Origin of the sequence: Burkholderia sp. E168m15, assembly GCF_016586105.1 — a bacterium.
GTDB lineage: Bacteria > Pseudomonadota > Gammaproteobacteria > Burkholderiales > Burkholderiaceae > Burkholderia > Burkholderia orbicola.
Genome location: NZ_BCPO01000029.1, coordinates 14,713 through 31,981 on the forward strand (window position 1 = coordinate 14,713; position 17,269 = coordinate 31,981).

The following is a 17,269-nucleotide window of genomic DNA, read 5'->3' on the forward strand; positions in this document are numbered from 1 at the left end:
TGCCGCTTGATCAACGTTCCAACAAGCACGCCGTTCAGGCGTCATCCCGCCATGAAATTTTCCGTTCCCCTTGCCGCGGCAGCGTTGACCGCAGGGCTGCTGATCGTCGCTTCGCCGCTTGCGTTCGCGCAGAATTCCCCGGGTGTGCCCGGCGGGATCCTGAGCGAACAGTTCCGCCTGAACGAACATCCGCAGATGCCGTTCGCGGCGTCGGCGCCTTCCGAGAAATACCAGAGCGGCAAGAAGTCGGCATTGCGCCGCAAGGGTGACCTGGGCGACCCGAACGGCTGCAACCTGAAGTGCCCGATGGATACCCGGTAACGCGCAGGCGGCGCGTCTGCGCCTGAATGGGGCGCGGTCTTCTGCGCAGCGGCTCGATCGACTGATAGACGGCTGCGCACGTTCCGCCCCGATTCCGCTTTATTCGAGCCCCGCGAAGCCCGTCGCCTCGCGGGGCTCGTGCTTTTCGGCGAGCCTTCTCGCAACGCGGGGGCGGACGAAGCGACCGATCGCCCGCGTTGCCGTTCCGACAGGAATATAGGGTTAACCCGTAAATCAGGAAGGATGTCTTCCTGAAACCTGCCTTATTCTTAAGCATCTACCTACATAAACTTCGGTTTGTCGGCGCTGATCAAGGTGTTCACCGCCGAATCAGACAAATCTGGAGGTAGGTCATCATGAAGTCGCTCGTTCAAGCCGTTGTCGTTGCCGCTGCTCTCGTTGCCCCGGTCGTGTCGTTCGCCCAGTCGGGTTCGACGATCACCCGTGCGCAGGTTCGTGCCGAACTGGTTCAACTCCAGCAGGCCGGTTACAACACCGCCCGCGGCGAAGATCCGCATTATCCGGAAGCGATCCAGGCCGCAACGGCACGTATCGCGGAGCAGCAGCGCAGCGCGCTGGCGCAAGCGCAAGGCGCCGACGCCAGCGGCTACGGTGCGCAGGCACAGGGCGCTTCGGCGTCCGGATCGCGCGCCATGGGCGTGCGCCCGGCCAGCGCGGAAGAAATGAAGTCGCTGTATCGCGGCAGCTAAGCCGCACGTTGTCTGGTATGGGCGAACACGGGCGCGGCGATGCGTCGTGCCCGACGCCTGCGCCCCGGGCCGGCCGCCATTCGGCGCAACCAATGATGGCGCCGGCGCGGCAGAACATCCGTCACCTCCTGCCGCCGCGACACCGGTGGCATTCCGCCCGGCCCGTCCGGGGCTGGGCGCTTTTTCGGAGGGGTGGGGCGGGTGCGTCTCGCAGGCAAGAAAAAACCCCGCGGAGCAACGCTCGGCGGGGTTTTCTTTGCGAAACGTGGTGAACGTTTGGCGGGTATTTGGTGGAGGCGGCGGGAATCGAACCCGCGTCCAGAAGCGCTCCACGACTAGTTCTACATGTTTAGTCCAGTCTTTTGATTTAACCGCAGCGACGCGGACGAACACGCTGCACTACGGCGATTCGCTAGATTTTCGACCCTGGCGTCGCGACGCCGACAGGGCTTAACTGACGTAAATGACCTCTGGCGGTATTGCTACCGGTCTTGCGACACTAGCCCGTCAGTGAACTAGGCAGAGGACGGCGGCCCTTAGGCTGCCAGTGCGAACGTATCGTCGTTTGCAGTTACGATTTTCCCATTGATTAACGAGGTGACGGGTCCTCGACATGCCCTAGCCGCTTCACAACCCCTGTCGAAACCAGGTCGCCCCCGCGGATAAGATCGACCATTATAGCCCAACATCGCGCAGCAGGTGCCGCAGTTCCTGCGTCGTGCCGACGAGGTGCTGGGCTTGCCAGTCGGCCGGCGCGATACCGTCGCCGCAATAGCCGTATGCGGCCGCGACCGTAGCCATGCCCGCGGCGCTGCCGGCCTGGATGTCGCGCAGGTCGTCACCCACGTAGACGATACGCTCGGGCGCGAGTGTCAGTTGCTCGGCGGCATGCAGCAGCGGGGCCGGATGCGGTTTCGAGTGCGGTGTTGTGTCGCCCCCGACGACGCAGGCGGCGCGCGGCGCGAGGCCGAGCAGCTCGACGAGCGGTGCGGTGAGCCGCATCGCCTTGTTCGTGACGATGCCCCAGCGTACGCCGCGCGCATCGAGTTCGTCGAGCACGTCGCCGATGCCGGGGAACAGCGTCGTATGCACGCACAGATCGGTCGCGTAGTTGGCCAGGAACTCGTCGCGCATCGCTTCGTAGCCGGGCGTGTGAGGATCGATGCCGAACGCGCCGCCGAGCAGGCCGCGCGCGCCGGCCGAGGCCAGCGGCCGCAACACGTCGAGCGACGTTTCGGGCAGGCCGCGCTCGCGCTGCATCTTGTTGACGGCTGCCGCGAGGTCGGGCGCCGTGTCGGCGAGCGTGCCATCCAGATCGAACAGGACCGCATCGCAGTGCAACAGGCGCGGTTCGTCTGCGATCCGCGCGGTCGAAAGGGGAGTCGTCATGCCGGGTGGAGGGTCACGCGCCGCGACGGCACGCAACCAGGTAGTTGATGTCGGTGTCGTTCGACAGCGCGAAGCGCTTGCCGATCGGGTGGTACGTGATGCCCTTGATCTCGACGATGTGCAGATCCGTCGCGCGCACGAAGCCGGCCAGTTCCGACGGGCGGATGAACCGCGCGTAATCGTGCGTGCCCTTCGGCAGCATTTGCGCGATGTATTCCGCGCCGATCACGGCGAACAGGTAGGACTTCAGGTTGCGGTTCAGCGTCGAGAAGAACACCCAGCCGCCCGGTTTCACGAGCGTCGCGCACGCGGCCACGATGTCGCCGGGCGACGGTACGTGCTCGAGCATTTCCATGCATGTGACGACGTCGTAGGTGCCCGGTTCGCGCGCGGCGATTGCTTCGGCGGCGATCGCCTCGTACTCGACCGAAATGCCGCTTTCGAGGCTGTGCAGGTCGGCCACGCCGAGCGCCTCGGTCGACAGGTCGATGCCTTTCACCTGGGCGCCGAGCCCGGCCATCGATTCGGACAGGATGCCGCCGCCGCAACCGATGTCGAGTGCGCGCTTGCCGGCCAGGTGCGCATGCGCGTCGATCCAGCCGAGCCGGACCGGGTTCAGGTCGTGCAGCGGTTTGAATTCGGCATTCGGATCCCACCATCGGTGGGCGAGGTCGCTGAATTTCTGGAGTTCGTGCGGATCGGCGTTGGTCATGTCGGCAAACGGGCTACGAGAGGAGGGCGGTGCTTCGGTGCGTCAGCCCCGAGTATATAAGCGGGCGGACGACGAGGCCAGCGAGCGCCTGGACGGGCGTCAATGAAAAAGCCCCGCCGGAGCGGGGCTTTGAAGCAGTCGAAAACCGCGGCTTAGTTTGCCGGAACGGTCGTCTTCTGCACTTGCTGCGTACCAACCACTTCGACTTCCACGCGGCGGTCCGGTGCGAGGCAGGCGATGAGTTGCTTGCGGTTCTTCTGGTTGCAGCCAGTCGTAACCGGGTTGCGCTTGCCCTTGCCTTCCGTGTAGATCTTGTTGGCCGGCACACCCTTGCTGACCAGGTACGACTTCACGGCTTGCGCACGGCGCAGCGACAGACGGTCGTTGTACTTGTCCGAACCGATGCGGTCCGTGTAGCCCGTTGCGACGACCACTTCCGTGTTCATGCCTTCGATCTTCGAAGCCAGTTCGTCCAGCTTTTGCTTGCCCAGCGGCTTGAGCGTTGCCTTGTCGAAGTCGAACAGTGCGTCAGCTTGATACGTGATCTTCTGGCTCGTGATGGCCGGAGCGACCGGAGCGACCGGCGGCTGCGGTGCCTGGGCGACCAGTGCGCCATCGCACTTCGCGTTGGCGGTGGCCGGCGTCCAGAACGCATCGCGCCAGCAGAGCTCGTTCGTGCCGTTCATCCACACCCATTCGCCCGTGCCGTTCACCCAGTTGTCATTGACGGCTTGACGCGACGCCGGCACCGACTGTGCCGAAGCGGATGCAGCCATAACTGCGGTAGCTGCAATGAACGCGAGCTTTGAAAGTTTATTCATATTTCTCCTCTCGAAATTGAGATTACCGCAGGTTTACTGCGAGCCTGTTGACGGTGACAAGTCATACATTGCTCGAAGTATAACATTGGTGCGGCACAAAAAACGCGGCACCGCTCTGTGTAGACTTCGAGCAGCGTCTAACTTTCAGTGCGTTGGCATTTTGCCATATCGTTCCCTTCCTACGAAAAAAAATCCTCCCCACCCCAAGATCGCTTCAACTTTGTGGTGCATGCGCAACACCGGCCTGCCGTAACTTTTAGAGATTGTCAAGAGCGGGGCGGCGAAATTGCGTGAATGCATGCAGTTGTTTACTCGTGCGCATGAAACGCGGGGGCGACCGCCTGCGACGTCGAGTCGCACGCGATTTCGGCCGATTCGCGGCGACCGCGATTTTTGCTGTTTACATATAGAGGGGGAGGCGGATTGGCGGCTGATGGGCGCATGTTAGAATCTCGCGTTGCGTTGCGCATGCAGCGCCCACGCGAAAGGCGTTCGCCGTCTTCGCTCCGAAACGATACGGATACATGGATCAATTCGCCAAAGAGACCCTGCCCACCTCCCTAGAGGAGGAAATGCGCCGTTCGTATCTCGATTACGCGATGAGCGTGATCGTCGGACGTGCCCTCCCGGATGTCCGCGATGGCCTCAAGCCCGTGCACCGGCGCGTGTTGTTCGCGATGCACGAACTGAACAACGACTGGAACCGCGCGTACAAGAAGTCGGCGCGTATCGTCGGTGACGTGATCGGTAAATATCACCCTCACGGCGATACCGCGGTCTACGACACGATCGTGCGGATGGCGCAGGACTTCTCGCTGCGCTACATGCTGATCGACGGGCAGGGCAACTTCGGCTCGATCGACGGCGACAATGCCGCGGCGATGCGTTACACCGAAATTCGCATGGCGAAGATCGGTCACGAGCTGCTTGCCGACATCGACAAGGAAACGGTCGATTTCGAGCCGAACTACGACGGCAACGAAATGCAGCCGTCGGTCCTGCCGTCGCGCATTCCGAACCTGCTGATCAACGGCTCGTCGGGCATCGCGGTCGGCATGGCGACCAACATCCCGCCGCACAACCTGAACGAAGTCGTCGACGCGTGCCAGCACCTGCTCGGTAACCCGGAAGCGACGATCGACGAGCTGATCGAGATCATTCCGGCGCCGGACTTCCCGACGGCCGGCATCATCTACGGCGTCGCCGGCGTGCGCGACGGCTACCGCACCGGGCGCGGCCGCGTCGTGATGCGGGCGGCCACGCACTTCGAGGAGATCGACCGCGGCCAGCGGATGGCGATCATCGTCGACGAGTTGCCGTATCAGGTGAACAAGCGCTCGCTGCTCGAGCGGATCGCCGAGCTCGTCAACGAGAAGAAGCTCGAAGGCATCTCCGACATCCGCGACGAGTCCGACAAGAGCGGCATGCGCGTCGTGATCGAGCTCAAGCGCGGCGAAGTGCCGGAAGTGGTGCTGAACAACCTGTACAAGGCGACGCAGCTGCAGGACACGTTCGGCATGAACATGGTCGCGCTCGTCGACGGCCAGCCGAAGCTGCTGAACCTGAAGGAAATCCTGCAGTGCTTCCTGTCGCACCGACGCGAAGTGCTGACGCGCCGCACGATCTACGAACTGCGCAAGGCCCGCGAACGCGGCCACGTGCTCGAAGGTCTCGCGGTCGCGCTCGCGAACATCGACGAGTTCATCGCGATCATCAAGGCCGCGCCGACGCCGCCGATCGCGAAGCAGGAACTGATGGCGAAGCCGTGGGATTCGTCGCTCGTGCGCGAGATGCTGACGCGCGCCGAGAGCGAGAACGCGGCGGCCGGCGGTCGCTCCGCGTACCGTCCGGAAGGCCTGAACCCGGCATTCGGGATGCAGGCCGACGGGCTGTACCGCCTGTCCGACACGCAGGCGCAGGAAATCCTGCAGATGCGTCTGCAGCGCCTGACCGGACTCGAGCAGGACAAGATCATCGGCGAGTACCGCGACGTGATGGCACAGATCGCCGACCTGCTGGACATCCTTGCGCGCCCCGAGCGGATCACGACGATGATCGGCGACGAGCTGACCTCGGTGAAGGCCGAATTCGGTGATGCGCGCCGCTCGAAGATCGAGCTGAACGCGACCGAGCTGAACACCGAGGATCTGATCACGCCGCAGGACATGGTCGTCACGATGTCGCATGCGGGCTACGTGAAGTCGCAGCCGCTGTCCGAGTACCGTGCGCAGAAGCGCGGCGGTCGCGGCAAGCAGGCGACGCAGATGAAGGAAGACGACTGGATCGAGACGCTCTTCATCGCGAACACGCACGACTACATCCTGTGCTTCTCGAACCGCGGCCGCGTGTACTGGGTCAAGGTCTATGAAGTGCCGCAGGGCTCGCGCAACTCGCGCGGCCGCCCGATCGTCAACATGTTCCCGCTGCAGGAAGGCGAGAAGATCAACGTCGTGCTGCCGGTCAAGGAATTCTCGGCCGACAAGTTCATCTTCATGGCGACGTCGCTCGGCACCGTGAAGAAGACGCCGCTCGAAGCGTTCAGCCGCCCGATGAAGAAGGGCATCATCGCGGTCGGCCTCGACGAGGGCGACTACCTGATCGGTGCGTCGATCACCGACGGCGCGCACGACGTGATGCTGTTCTCCGACGCCGGCAAGGCCGTGCGTTTCGACGAGAACGACGTGCGTCCGATGGGGCGCGAGGCGCGCGGCGTGCGCGGCATGCAGCTCGAGGACGGGCAGCAGGTCATCGCGATGCTGGTTGCCGGCAGCGAGGAGCAGACCGTGCTCACCGCAACCGAAAACGGCTACGGCAAGCGCACGCCGATCACCGAGTACACGCGCCATGGCCGCGGTACGAAGGGTATGATCGCGATCCAGACGTCCGAGCGCAACGGCAAGGTCGTGGCTGCCACGCTCGTCGACGCCGAGGATCAGATCATGCTGATCACGACGGCCGGCGTGTTGATTCGCACCCGCGTATCCGAGGTTCGCGAGATGGGGCGTGCCACGCAAGGTGTTACACTCATCAGTCTCGATGAGGGCACCAAGCTCTCTGGCCTGCAGCAGATCGCGGAGGCCGAAGAGGGAGAGGGCGAGGCCGACGAGGCGTCGGACGGCGAAGCCTGAAGAACGGATGAGACTCTGGCCGCCGCGGGCGAAAAGCGCCGCGGCCGGCGAGCAACCATTCATATTTCCAAAAGGGAGTGATGATGCAAAAGCAATTCAAGCAACTGGTTCTGCTGGCTGCACTGGTGCCGACGTTCGCGATGGCGCAAGCGCTGTCGAATTCCGCACCGGCAGCTCCGGCGGCAGCTGCGCCGATCGACGCCGACAAGAAGGCAGCGATCAAGGATCTGCTCGACGCGATCGACGCGCCGAAGCTCGTGTCGGCAATCGGCAACAGCGCCGAAATGCAGGCCAAGCAACTCGTGCCGGCCATCCTGTCGGACGCGCTGTCGGAAAACAAGACGCTGAACGACAAGCAGAAGCAGGCTGCCGTTCCGACGCTGCAGAAGAACGCGGTGCCGAAGCTGGTCGACGGCGCAGGCAAGGTGTTCGGCACGCAACAGTTCCAGAGCGACGCGATGTCGGCTCAGTACGACGCATACGCGAAGTACTACAGTACGTCGGAGATCAAGGATCTGACGACGTTCTACAAGAGCCCGACGGGCCGCAAGTTCATCCAGGTTCAGGATCAGGTCGGTCGCGACGTGGTCAACGGCCTGATGCAGAAGTACATGCCGCAAGCGATCCAGGCAACGCGTACGCAGGCTGACAAGGAAGTCGCAGCAGTCAAGCCGGGCAAGTAAGCTGTCCGGGCACGCCCCCGGCCGTTCGGCCGGGTTTGGCGGGAGCCTGACGACAGTGCGATAATGGCCGTTTGCGCGCGAGCGCAAGCGGCCATTTCTTTTCTGGCGCGTTTTGCCGGCGGCAAGCCGGTCGCGTCCCTCCCGAGGTTTTCACGATGCGCGTCTTTAATTTCTCCGCCGGCCCTGCGGCGATGCCCGAGGAAGTGCTGCGGCAGGCCGCCGACGAAATGCTCGACTGGCACGGCAGCGGCATGAGCGTGATGGAGATGAGCCATCGCGGCAAGGAATTCATGTCGATCCACGAGGCCGCGCTGACCGACCTGCGCGACCTGCTCGGCGTGCCGGCGAGCCACCGGATCCTGTTCCTGCAGGGCGGCGGCATCGCGGAAAACGCGATCGTGCCGATGAACCTGCTCGGCGCGCGCAAGACGGCCGACTTCGTCGTGACGGGTTCGTGGTCGCAGAAATCGTTCGGCGAGGCGAAGAAGTTCTGCACGCCGCATCTGGCCGCGAGCGGCAAGACGGAGGCCGGCTTCACGCGTGCGCCCGCGCGCGCCGAATGGCAGCTGTCGGACGATCCGGCCTACGTGCACCTGTGCACCAACGAGACGATCGACGGCGTCGAGACGTTCGAGATCCCGGATCTCGGCGACGTGCCGCTGGTTGCCGACGTCTCGTCGCACATCCTGTCGCGCCCGATGGACGTCGCGAAGTACGGCGTGCTGTTCGGCGGCGCGCAGAAGAACATCGGGATGGCTGGCGTGACGGTCGTGATCGTGCGCGAGGATCTGCTCGATCGCGCGCTGTCGATCTGCCCGTCCGCATTCGAATGGAAGACCATCGCCGCGAACAACTCGCTGTACAACACGCCGCCCACCTACGCGATCTACATCGCGGGCCTCGTGTTCCAGTGGCTGAAGCGGCAGGGTGGCCTCGAAGCGATCGAGGCCCGCAACATCGAAAAATCGAAGCTGCTCTACGACACGATCGACGCGAGCAGCTTCTATCTGAACAAGGTCGAGCCGGCAGCACGTTCGCGGATGAACGTGCCGTTTTTCCTGGCCGACGAAACGCGCAACGAAGACTTCCTTGCCGGCGCAAAGGCGCGCGGGCTGCTGCAGCTGAAGGGCCACAAGTCCGTCGGCGGCATGCGGGCGTCGATCTACAACGCGGTGCCGCTCGAGGGCGTGAAGGCGCTCGTCGAGTACATGAAGGACTTCGAGCAGCGCGGCGCCTGACGGCGGCGCTGTTCAAACAGCACGGCAAAACGCATGGACGACGAACTGAATTCCCGCCTGAAACCGCTGCGCGACCGCATCGACGCGATCGACGCGCAGCTGATCGCGCTCCTGAACCAACGCGCCGCGGTGGCGCTCGAGGTGGGCGAGGTCAAGAAGCATTTCAACGCGCCGGTGTTCCGGCCGGAGCGCGAGCTGCAGGTGATCGCGCGGCTGCAGGACATGAGCGCCGGGCCGCTCGCGAGCGAGCACATCAGCGCCATCTGGCGCGAGATCATGGCCGCGAGCCGCGCGCTCGAGCAGACGATCCACGTCGCGTTCCTCGGGCCGGTCGGCACGTATAGCGAACAGGCGATGTTCGAGTATTTCGGCCAGTCGATCGAAGGGCTGCCCTGCCCGTCGATCGACGAGGTGTTCCGCTCGGTCGAGGCCGGTGCGTCGGCATTCGGCATCGCGCCGGTCGAGAATTCGACCGAAGGCGCCGTATCGCGCACGCTCGACCTGCTGCTGCAGACCCAACTGCTGATTAGCGGCGAGCTCGCGCTGCCGATTCATCACAACCTGCTCACGCAGAGCGGCACGCTCGACGGCGTGAAGCGTGTCTGCGCGCATGCGCAGGCGCTTGCACAATGCCAGCAGTGGCTCGCGGCGAATGCGCCGCAGCTCGAGCGGCAGGCCGTGGCGAGCAACGCGGAGGCCGCGCGCCTCGCAGCAGCCGATCCGACCGTCGCCGCGATCGCGGGCGACCGCGCAGCCGCGCATTACGGCCTGCAGATCGCGTTCTCGCTGATCCAGGACGATCCGCACAACCGCACGCGCTTCGTGATCATCGGCAAGCAGCCGGCCGGCCAGAGCGGTCACGACCAGACGTCGCTGATCGTGTCGGTGAAGAACGAGCCGGGCGCCGTGTTCAAGCTGCTCGAGCCGCTCGCGCGGCACGGCGTGTCGATGACGCGCTTCGAGTCGCGTCCGGCGCGCGTCGGCACGTGGGAGTACTACTTCTACATCGACATCGAAGGGCACCGCGACGATGCGGCGGTGGCGGCCGCGCTGGCGGAACTCGGCCAGAAGGCCGCGTTCCTGAAGGTACTCGGTTCGTATCCGCGCGCACGCTGATACGCGGCGGCCCGTCGCCTGCTTGGGGCAGGCGTCGTGGCCGGGCGGGCAGGGCAGGCCGGTCGGCGCTGCCGAAGGCGGGTTCGGGCGGTATCCGGTGCAGGTTGCGCCGGGTGCGCGCCCGTTGCCCGGAATCTGGAATTCCGCATGCGGGGCGTCGTCCTGCACGCGTAACTTGGCTCTTGTCGTGTCAGGCTTTGCATTCAACAAACTGGTCATCTTCGGCGTCGGCCTGATCGGCGGATCGCTGGCCTGCGCGCTGCGCGAGCGCGCGCCGGGCGGCGCGGGCGAGATCGTCGGCGTGGGCCGTTCGCGCGCGTCGGTCGAGCGCGCGCTGTCGCTCGGCGTGATCGATCGCGCGGCGGCGCTCGACGACGACGCGCAGTTGCGCGACGCGCTCGCCGGCGCCGATCTCGTCTTGCTGGCCGCGCCCGTCGCGCAGACGGGCCCGTTGCTCGCGCGCATCGCCCCGTGGCTCGACGGCGCGACGATCGTCACCGATGCGGGCAGCACTAAGTCCGATGTCGTCGCGGCCGCGCGCGACGCGCTCGGCGCGCGGATCGCGCAGTTCGTGCCGGGTCATCCGATCGCGGGGCGCGAGTCGAGCGGCGTCGAGGCGGCGTTGCCGGACCTCTACGTCGGCCGCAACGTCGTGCTGTGCCCGCTGCCGGAGAACGCGCCCGACGCGGTGGCCAGGATCGACGCGATGTGGCGCGCGACCGGCGCCGACGTGCGCATGATGAGCACCGAACAGCACGATCGCGTATTCGCGTCGATCAGCCATCTGCCGCACGTGCTGTCGTTCGCGCTCGTCGAGCAGATTCTCGGCGAGGCCGACGCGGAGCTGAAATTCTCGTACGCGGCCGGCGGTTTCCGCGATTTCACGCGCATCGCGGCGTCGAACCCGGAAATGTGGCGCGATGTGTGCGTCGCGAACCGCGCGGCGCTGCTCGACGAACTCGACGGCTACACGCGCGTGCTCACGCGGCTGCGCGCGGCGATCGATGCCGGCGACGGCGCGGCGCTCGAAGCCGTATTCACGCGCTCGCGCGCCGCACGCAAGGCATGGCAGGAACGCGGCGGCACACCCGCTGCCGAACCGGTCAAGAAATAACAGGACGATTCCCATGGACTACCTCGATCTCGGCCCGTACTCCAGCGCATCGGGCACCGTGCGCCTGCCCGGCTCGAAGAGCATTTCGAACCGCGTGTTGCTGCTCGCGGCGCTCGCCGAAGGCGAAACGACGATCACCAACCTGCTCGACTCCGACGACACGCGCGTGATGCTCGACGCACTCGGCAAGCTCGGCGTGAAGCTCGCGCGCGATGGCGACACCTGTGTCGTCACCGGCACGCGCGGCGCGTTCACCGCGAAGACGGCCGATCTGTTCCTCGGCAACGCGGGCACGGCCGTGCGGCCGCTGACCGCCGCACTCGCGGTGAACGGCGGCGACTACCGCGTGCACGGCGTGCCGCGCATGCACGAGCGGCCGATCGGCGATCTCGTCGACGGCCTGCGCCAGATCGGCGCGCAGATCGACTACGAGCTGAACGAAGGTTACCCGCCGCTGCGGATCAAGCCCGCGACGATTTCGGTCGATGCGCCGATCCGCGTGCGCGGTGACGTGTCGAGCCAGTTCCTCACCGCGCTCCTGATGACGCTGCCGCTCGTGAAGTCGAAGGATGGCCGGACCGTCGTCGAAGTCGACGGCGAGCTGATCTCGAAACCGTACATCGACATCACGATCCGGCTGATGGAGCGCTTCGGCGTGACCGTCGAGCGCGATGGCTGGCAGCGCTTCGTGGTGCCGGCCGGCGTCCGCTACCGCTCGCCGGGGCGAATCATGGTCGAGGGCGACGCGTCGTCCGCGTCGTATTTCCTCGCGGCCGGCGCGCTCGGCGGCGGCCCGCTGCGGGTCGAAGGCGTGGGGCGGGCGAGTATCCAGGGTGACGTCGGTTTCGCGAATGCGCTGATGCAGATGGGCGCGAACGTGACGATGGGCGACGACTGGATCGACGTGCGCGGCATCGGCCACGATCACGGCAAGCTCGAGCCGATCGACATGGACTTCAACCTGATTCCCGACGCGGCGATGACCATCGCGGTCGCGGCGCTGTTCGCGAACGGCACGAGCACGCTGCGCAACATCGCGAGCTGGCGTGTGAAGGAGACCGACCGCATCGCCGCGATGGCGACCGAGTTGCGCAAGGTCGGCGCGATCGTCGAGGAAGGCCCCGACTATCTCGTCGTCACGCCGCCGGAAAAGCTCACGCCGAACGCGGCGATCGATACGTACGACGATCACCGGATGGCGATGTGCTTCTCGCTCGTGAGCCTGGGCGGCGTGCCCGTGCGGATCAACGATCCGAAGTGCGTCGGCAAGACGTTCCCCGACTATTTCGACCGCTTCGCCGCGCTCGCCAAGGCCTGACCCGACTGTTCCGATGAAATCGACCCGACCCTTTCACCCGACTCCCGTCATCACGATCGACGGCCCGACTGCTTCCGGCAAGGGCACCGTCGCGGCGCTCGTCGCCGCGCACCTCGGTTTTCACCTGCTCGACAGCGGCGCGCTGTACCGGCTCGCGGCGCTCGCGAGCGTGCGCTACGGCATCGCCGCGGAAGACATCGACGCGCTGGTGAAGCTGATCGACGATCTGCACATCACGTTCCGTGAAGGTTGCGCGCAGCTCGACGGCGTCGACGTGTCGAACGACATTCGTGCCGAAGCGGTCGGCAACCGCGCGTCGGCGATTGCCGTGCACGGCCCCGTGCGCACCGCGCTCGTCGCGCGCCAGCGGGCGTTCCGCAAGACGCCGGGCCTCGTGGCGGACGGCCGCGACATGGGCACGGTGATCTTCCCGGACGCCGTCCTGAAGGTGTTCCTGACGGCCAGCGCCGAGGCACGCGCGACCAGGCGGCATAAGCAATTGATGCAAAAAGGTTTTTCTGCTAATATAGATGACTTGCTCCGGGATCTTCGTGAACGTGACGCGCGCGACAGCAATCGCGCGGCCGCGCCGCTGAAGCCTGCGGCAGACGCCAAGCTGCTCGATACGTCGGCACTTTCGGTCGATGAAGCCGTCGACCAGGTGCTGCAGTGGTACCGGGCGCTCGGCCAGCCCGCCTGAGAAGGCGAGCAGCGGTAGGTGCTCCGCGTCGCAAGCGCGGAGCGTGTTTCGAACCCTTAACCCCGTGTGGTCCTCGATCTGGCCCTTTCAGCCTGCCATTCCGGCCGGCGTGGCACAGCGAGCCATGCACAATCAGATTTTTATGTCCGACCTGCAAACCTCCACCCCGAATACCGAATCCTTTGCGGCTCTGTTCGAAGAGTCGCTGACCCGCCAAGACATGCGCGCCGGCGAAGTGATTTCCGCCGAAGTCGTGCGCGTCGACCACAACTTCGTGGTCGTCAATGCAGGCCTGAAGTCCGAGGCTTACATTCCGATCGAGGAATTCCTGAACGATCAGGGCGAGGTTGAGGTGCAGTCGGGCGATTTCGTGTCCGTCGCGATCGACGCACTCGAAAACGGCTACGGCGACACGATCCTGTCGCGCGACAAGGCGAAGCGCCTTGCATCGTGGCTGTCGCTGGAAAAGGCGCTCGACAACAACGAGCTCGTCACCGGCACGATCACCGGCAAGGTGAAGGGCGGCATGACCGTGATGGTCAACGGCATCCGCGCGTTCCTGCCGGGTTCGCTGGTCGACACGCGTCCGGTCAAGGACACGACCCCGTACGAAGGCAAGACGCTCGAGTTCCGCGTGATCAAGCTCGATCGCAAGCGTAACAACGTCGTGCTGTCGCGTCGTGCAGTGATCGAAGCAACCCAAGGCGAAGAGCGCGCGAAGCTGCTCGAGACGCTGAAGGAAGGCGCGATCGTCAACGGCGTGGTCAAGAACATCACCGACTACGGCGCGTTCGTCGACCTCGGCGGCATCGACGGCCTGCTGCACATCACCGACATCGCATGGCGTCGTGTGCGTCACCCGAGCGAAGTCCTGTCGGTTGGCCAGGAAGTCACCGCGAAGATCCTCAAGTTCGACCAAGAGAAGAACCGCGTCTCGCTGGGCATCAAGCAACTGGGCGACGATCCGTGGGAAGGCATCTCGCGCCGTTACCCGTCGGGCACGCGCCTGTTCGGCAAGGTCACGAACATCACCGACTACGGCGCATTCGTCGAAGTGGAATCGGGCATCGAAGGCCTCGTCCACGTGTCGGAAATGGACTGGACCAACAAGAACGTTGCGCCGTCGAAGGTTGTCCAGCTGGGCGACGAAGTCGAAGTCATGGTCCTCGAGATCGACGAAGACCGTCGTCGTATCAGCCTCGGCATGAAGCAGTGCAAGCCGAATCCGTGGGATGACTTCAGCCGCAACTTCAAGAAGGGCGACAAGATCACGGGCGCAATCAAGTCGATCACCGACTTCGGCGTGTTCATCGGTCTGCCGGGCGGCATCGACGGCCTGGTCCACCTGTCGGACCTGTCGTGGAGCGAAGCCGGCGAAGAAGCCGTTCGCAAGTACAAGAAGGGCGACGAAGTCGAAGCAATCGTGCTCGGTATCGACGTCGAGAAGGAGCGCATTTCGCTCGGCATCAAGCAGCTCGAAGGCGACCCGTTCAGCAACTACGTTGCAATGAACGACAAGGGCTCGATCGTCGACGGCGTCGTGAAGACGGTCGATGCGAAGGGTGCGGTCGTCACGCTGACGGGCGACATCGAAGGCTACCTGCGCGCGTCGGAAATCTCGCAGGATCGCGTCGAAGATGCACGCAACGTGCTGAAGGAAGGCGACAAGGTCAACGCGATGGTGATCAACATCGATCGCAAGTCGCGCGGCATCAACCTGTCGATCAAGGCGAAGGATTCGGCCGAACAACAGGAAGCGATCCGCGGCCTGCAGTCGGACTCCAGCGCTGCTGCGACCGGTACGACCAACCTCGGCGCGCTGCTGAAGGCGAAGCTCGACGGCCAGAACCAGTAAGCCTTACGAGGTCTGCTGAAGTATGACCAAATCCGAGTTGGTCGCGCAGCTGGCATCGCGATTTCCGCAACTTGTCCTCAAGGATGCGGATTTCGCGGTGAAAACGATGCTCGATGCGATGTCCGACGCCCTGGCGAAAGGGCATCGCATTGAAATTCGGGGTTTCGGCAGCTTTGGCCTCAATCGTCGCCCGGCGCGCGTCGGACGCAACCCGAAGTCGGGGGAGAAAGTGCAGGTGCCCGAGAAATTCGTGCCGCACTTCAAACCTGGCAAGGAATTGCGTGAACGCGTCGACGGCCGCGCCGGTGAACCGCTGAAGGCTGACGATCCGGACGACGACCGTTGAGCGTCGTTCGGTGTGCCCGGAACCTGTCCGGCGAAGGCTGAAAAGAAAAGCGCCCCTTGCGGGCGCTTTTTTCATTTCCGTCCAGCGATGCGCAACGCCGCGCACAGGATGTGCGCAGCCGCGGAAACGCTTCCTTTACAATACGGGTCGATTCGGTGCGACGAAGGGGAGTCGCGCGCCGCGGCAAACCTCAACAAAGAGAGGGCTTCATGAAGTTTATCGTCTGGCTGATCCGGGTATTGGTGTTCGTCCTGCTGCTGGTGCTTGCGCTGGCCAATACACAAACCGCGACGCTGAATTTCGTTGCCGGCTACGCATGGCAAGCGCCGCTGATCCTGATCGGCCTGGCATTCTTCGCCGTGGGGCTGCTGGCCGGCCTGCTGTCCGCGCTGCCTTCGATCTTCCGGCTGCGTCTCGAGAACGGGCGTTTGAAGCGCGATCTGCGTGCGGCGCGCGAAACGCCCGCCGTCATCGACCAGCCGCCGATGCCGCCCGTCATTTAACACGGACGCCGCGCGATCATCGCGCGGTTTTCGTCTCTGCTTCGATATTTCGCATGGATCTGGATTTCTGGTGGTTGCTCGCGATTCCGGTCGCGTTTGCGCTCGGTTGGGCGGCGTCACGCTATGACCTGAAGAATCTCCTGTCGGAGAGTGCCAACCTGCCGCGCTCGTATTTTCGCGGCCTCAATTTTCTGTTGAACGAACAACCCGACAAGGCGATCGATGCGTTCATCGAGGTGGCCAAGCTCGATCCCGAAACGGTCGAGCTGCACTTCGCGCTCGGCAACCTGTTTCGCCGTCGTGGCGAGACCGACCGCGCGATCCGCGTGCACCAGAACCTGCTGAGCCGCACCGACCTGCCGGTCAACGAGCGCGACCACGCGCTGTACGAACTGGGGCAGGATTTCCTGAAAGCCGGCCTGCTGGATCGCGCCGAAGAGGCGTTCCACAAGCTCGCGGACGGCGACTACGCACTGGGTGCGCAGCGGGCGCTGCTGACGATCTACGAGATCGAGAAGGACTGGAACAAGTCGATCGACACGGCGAAGCGCATCGAATCGATGAGCGACAAGCCGCTCGGCGTCGAAATTGCGCAGTTTCACTGCGAACTCGCGCAGGACGCGCTGCAGCGCAAGAATGCTGCTGCGGCGGCCGAACAGTTGCGCCTCGCGCTGACCGTGAATCCGCAGAACGTCCGTGCGACGGTGCTGTCCGGCGACGCGGCGGAAGCAGCGGGCGACCACGCGGCCGCGATCGAGCACTGGAAGCGCGTCGAAGCGCAGAACCCGGCATATCTGCCGCTCGTCGCCGACAAGCTGATGAAGGCGTACGTCGCGCTCGGCAAGAACGCTGAAGGCGCCGAACTGCTGATGGGGTACGTCGATCGTTATCCGTCGAACGACCTGCTCGACATCGCCTATCAGCATATCGCCGGGTTGCGCGGCCAGGATGCGGCGCACACACTCGCGCGCACGCAGATGGAAAAGTCGCCGAACCTGTCGGGGATGCTGCACCTGCTCGATGCGCAGATCGCGGCGGCCGAGGAGCCGCGTCGTAAGGAACTTGAAATGATGCGTGCGCTGATCAAGCAGCGCACGAAAAATCTGCCGCGGTATACGTGCCAGAATTGCGGTTTCCGGGCACGGCTCTTCTACTGGCAGTGCCCCGGATGCAGCGGCTGGGAAACCTATGCGCCGCGCCGCGTCGAACCTGCGATGCCGGGCTGATCCCGGCACGCGGAGCCAACGCGCTGCGGTTGCCGCCGGGCTCGTCCCGGCGGCCAAGTTAGTCAATTACCGGGAAGTACCGGAACATC

At 64.6% G+C, this 17,269-nt stretch carries 16 protein-coding genes and 1 other RNA gene; 13 read left to right on the forward strand and 4 right to left on the reverse strand.

Annotated elements, in window-relative coordinates; translation table 11 throughout:
• The first annotated feature begins 51 nt into the window (after nt 1-51).
• Together JMF86_RS04785 and JMF86_RS04790 are read left to right on the forward strand one after the other, a co-directional pair.
• A complete protein-coding gene (locus JMF86_RS04785) occupies nt 52-321 on the forward strand; it encodes a hypothetical protein (RefSeq protein ID WP_006476587.1) in 270 nt (89 codons plus the stop codon).
• 356 nt (nt 322-677) lie between these two features.
• Nucleotides 678-1,031: a DUF4148 domain-containing protein gene (locus JMF86_RS04790; protein WP_011544878.1), complete on the forward strand. Its 354-nt coding sequence runs from the start codon at nt 678-680 to the stop codon at nt 1,029-1,031.
• A 288-nt stretch (nt 1,032-1,319) separates the two neighbouring features.
• Here the strand turns inward: JMF86_RS04790 and ssrA are convergent.
• The 4 genes from ssrA to ompA all read right to left on the reverse strand — a co-directional run bounded on the left by ssrA (nt 1,320) and on the right by ompA (nt 3,953).
• Nucleotides 1,320-1,689: a transfer-messenger RNA gene (gene ssrA / locus JMF86_RS04795) on the reverse strand.
• 17 nt (nt 1,690-1,706) lie between these two features.
• On the reverse strand, nt 1,707-2,420 hold the full coding sequence (gene gph, locus JMF86_RS04800) for a phosphoglycolate phosphatase (RefSeq protein ID WP_054927512.1): 714 nt from the start codon (nt 2,418-2,420) through the stop codon (nt 1,707-1,709).
• Nucleotides 2,421-2,433: 13 nt separating this feature from the next.
• Complete coding sequence (gene ubiG, locus JMF86_RS04805) at nt 2,434-3,132, reverse strand: bifunctional 2-polyprenyl-6-hydroxyphenol methylase/3-demethylubiquinol 3-O-methyltransferase UbiG (protein WP_023475819.1); 699 nt, start codon at nt 3,130-3,132, stop codon at nt 2,434-2,436.
• A 152-nt stretch (nt 3,133-3,284) separates the two neighbouring features.
• Entirely contained in the window at nt 3,285-3,953 is a 669-nt protein-coding gene (gene ompA / locus JMF86_RS04810; RefSeq protein WP_006476579.1) for an outer membrane protein OmpA, read from the reverse strand.
• 524 nt (nt 3,954-4,477) lie between these two features.
• On the opposite strand from ompA, the gene gyrA reads away from it, so the two are divergent.
• From gyrA to lapB, 11 genes are all read left to right on the forward strand, one after another.
• Complete coding sequence (gene gyrA, locus JMF86_RS04815; RefSeq protein ID WP_054927513.1) at nt 4,478-7,081, forward strand: DNA gyrase subunit A; 2,604 nt, start codon at nt 4,478-4,480, stop codon at nt 7,079-7,081.
• 83 nt (nt 7,082-7,164) lie between these two features.
• Entirely contained in the window at nt 7,165-7,764 is a 600-nt protein-coding gene (locus tag JMF86_RS04820) for a DUF2059 domain-containing protein (RefSeq protein ID WP_006486966.1), read from the forward strand.
• A gap of 155 nt (nt 7,765-7,919) precedes the next feature.
• Entirely contained in the window at nt 7,920-9,002 is a 1,083-nt protein-coding gene (gene serC / locus JMF86_RS04825; RefSeq protein ID WP_006496544.1) for a 3-phosphoserine/phosphohydroxythreonine transaminase, read from the forward strand.
• 33 nt (nt 9,003-9,035) lie between these two features.
• Entirely contained in the window at nt 9,036-10,118 is a 1,083-nt protein-coding gene (gene pheA, locus JMF86_RS04830) for a prephenate dehydratase (RefSeq protein ID WP_027807564.1), read from the forward strand.
• Between the two features lie 187 nt (nt 10,119-10,305).
• Nucleotides 10,306-11,232 carry a prephenate dehydrogenase/arogenate dehydrogenase family protein gene (locus tag JMF86_RS04835; RefSeq protein ID WP_054927514.1) on the forward strand — a complete coding sequence of 309 codons (927 nt, stop codon included), beginning with the start codon at nt 10,306-10,308 and terminating at the stop codon, nt 11,230-11,232.
• 13 nt (nt 11,233-11,245) lie between these two features.
• Nucleotides 11,246-12,550, forward strand: a complete 1,305-nt coding sequence (aroA, locus tag JMF86_RS04840) for a 3-phosphoshikimate 1-carboxyvinyltransferase (RefSeq protein WP_054927515.1) — start codon at nt 11,246-11,248, stop codon at nt 12,548-12,550.
• A gap of 13 nt (nt 12,551-12,563) precedes the next feature.
• Nucleotides 12,564-13,250, forward strand: coding sequence for a (d)CMP kinase (cmk, locus tag JMF86_RS04845; RefSeq protein ID WP_006476573.1), 687 nt, complete (start codon nt 12,564-12,566; stop codon nt 13,248-13,250).
• A 142-nt stretch (nt 13,251-13,392) separates the two neighbouring features.
• A complete protein-coding gene (rpsA, locus tag JMF86_RS04850; RefSeq protein WP_011544885.1) occupies nt 13,393-15,105 on the forward strand; it encodes a 30S ribosomal protein S1 in 1,713 nt (570 codons plus the stop codon).
• A 22-nt stretch (nt 15,106-15,127) separates the two neighbouring features.
• Nucleotides 15,128-15,451, forward strand: coding sequence for an integration host factor subunit beta (locus JMF86_RS04855; RefSeq protein ID WP_011544886.1), 324 nt, complete (start codon nt 15,128-15,130; stop codon nt 15,449-15,451).
• A 209-nt stretch (nt 15,452-15,660) separates the two neighbouring features.
• On the forward strand, nt 15,661-15,954 hold the full coding sequence (locus JMF86_RS04860; RefSeq protein WP_012328123.1) for a lipopolysaccharide assembly protein LapA domain-containing protein: 294 nt from the start codon (nt 15,661-15,663) through the stop codon (nt 15,952-15,954).
• Nucleotides 15,955-16,007: 53 nt separating this feature from the next.
• Nucleotides 16,008-17,180, forward strand: coding sequence for a lipopolysaccharide assembly protein LapB (lapB, locus tag JMF86_RS04865; protein WP_011544888.1), 1,173 nt, complete (start codon nt 16,008-16,010; stop codon nt 17,178-17,180).
• The last annotated feature ends 89 nt before the right edge of the window (nt 17,181-17,269 follow it).

Coding starts and splice junctions, on each gene's coding strand:
- JMF86_RS04785 (WP_006476587.1), top strand. CDS start 52: ATGAAATTTTCCGTTCCCCTTGCCGCGGCAGCGTTGACCGCAGGGCTG.
- JMF86_RS04790 (WP_011544878.1), top strand. CDS start 678: ATGAAGTCGCTCGTTCAAGCCGTTGTCGTTGCCGCTGCTCTCGTTGCC.
- gph (WP_054927512.1), bottom strand. CDS start 2,420: ATGACGACTCCCCTTTCGACCGCGCGGATCGCAGACGAACCGCGCCTG.
- ubiG (WP_023475819.1), bottom strand. CDS start 3,132: ATGACCAACGCCGATCCGCACGAACTCCAGAAATTCAGCGACCTCGCC.
- ompA (WP_006476579.1), bottom strand. CDS start 3,953: ATGAATAAACTTTCAAAGCTCGCGTTCATTGCAGCTACCGCAGTTATG.
- gyrA (WP_054927513.1), top strand. CDS start 4,478: ATGGATCAATTCGCCAAAGAGACCCTGCCCACCTCCCTAGAGGAGGAA.
- JMF86_RS04820 (WP_006486966.1), top strand. CDS start 7,165: ATGCAAAAGCAATTCAAGCAACTGGTTCTGCTGGCTGCACTGGTGCCG.
- serC (WP_006496544.1), top strand. CDS start 7,920: ATGCGCGTCTTTAATTTCTCCGCCGGCCCTGCGGCGATGCCCGAGGAA.
- pheA (WP_027807564.1), top strand. CDS start 9,036: ATGGACGACGAACTGAATTCCCGCCTGAAACCGCTGCGCGACCGCATC.
- aroA (WP_054927515.1), top strand. CDS start 11,246: ATGGACTACCTCGATCTCGGCCCGTACTCCAGCGCATCGGGCACCGTG.
- cmk (WP_006476573.1), top strand. CDS start 12,564: ATGAAATCGACCCGACCCTTTCACCCGACTCCCGTCATCACGATCGAC.
- rpsA (WP_011544885.1), top strand. CDS start 13,393: ATGTCCGACCTGCAAACCTCCACCCCGAATACCGAATCCTTTGCGGCT.
- JMF86_RS04855 (WP_011544886.1), top strand. CDS start 15,128: ATGACCAAATCCGAGTTGGTCGCGCAGCTGGCATCGCGATTTCCGCAA.
- JMF86_RS04860 (WP_012328123.1), top strand. CDS start 15,661: ATGAAGTTTATCGTCTGGCTGATCCGGGTATTGGTGTTCGTCCTGCTG.
- lapB (WP_011544888.1), top strand. CDS start 16,008: ATGGATCTGGATTTCTGGTGGTTGCTCGCGATTCCGGTCGCGTTTGCG.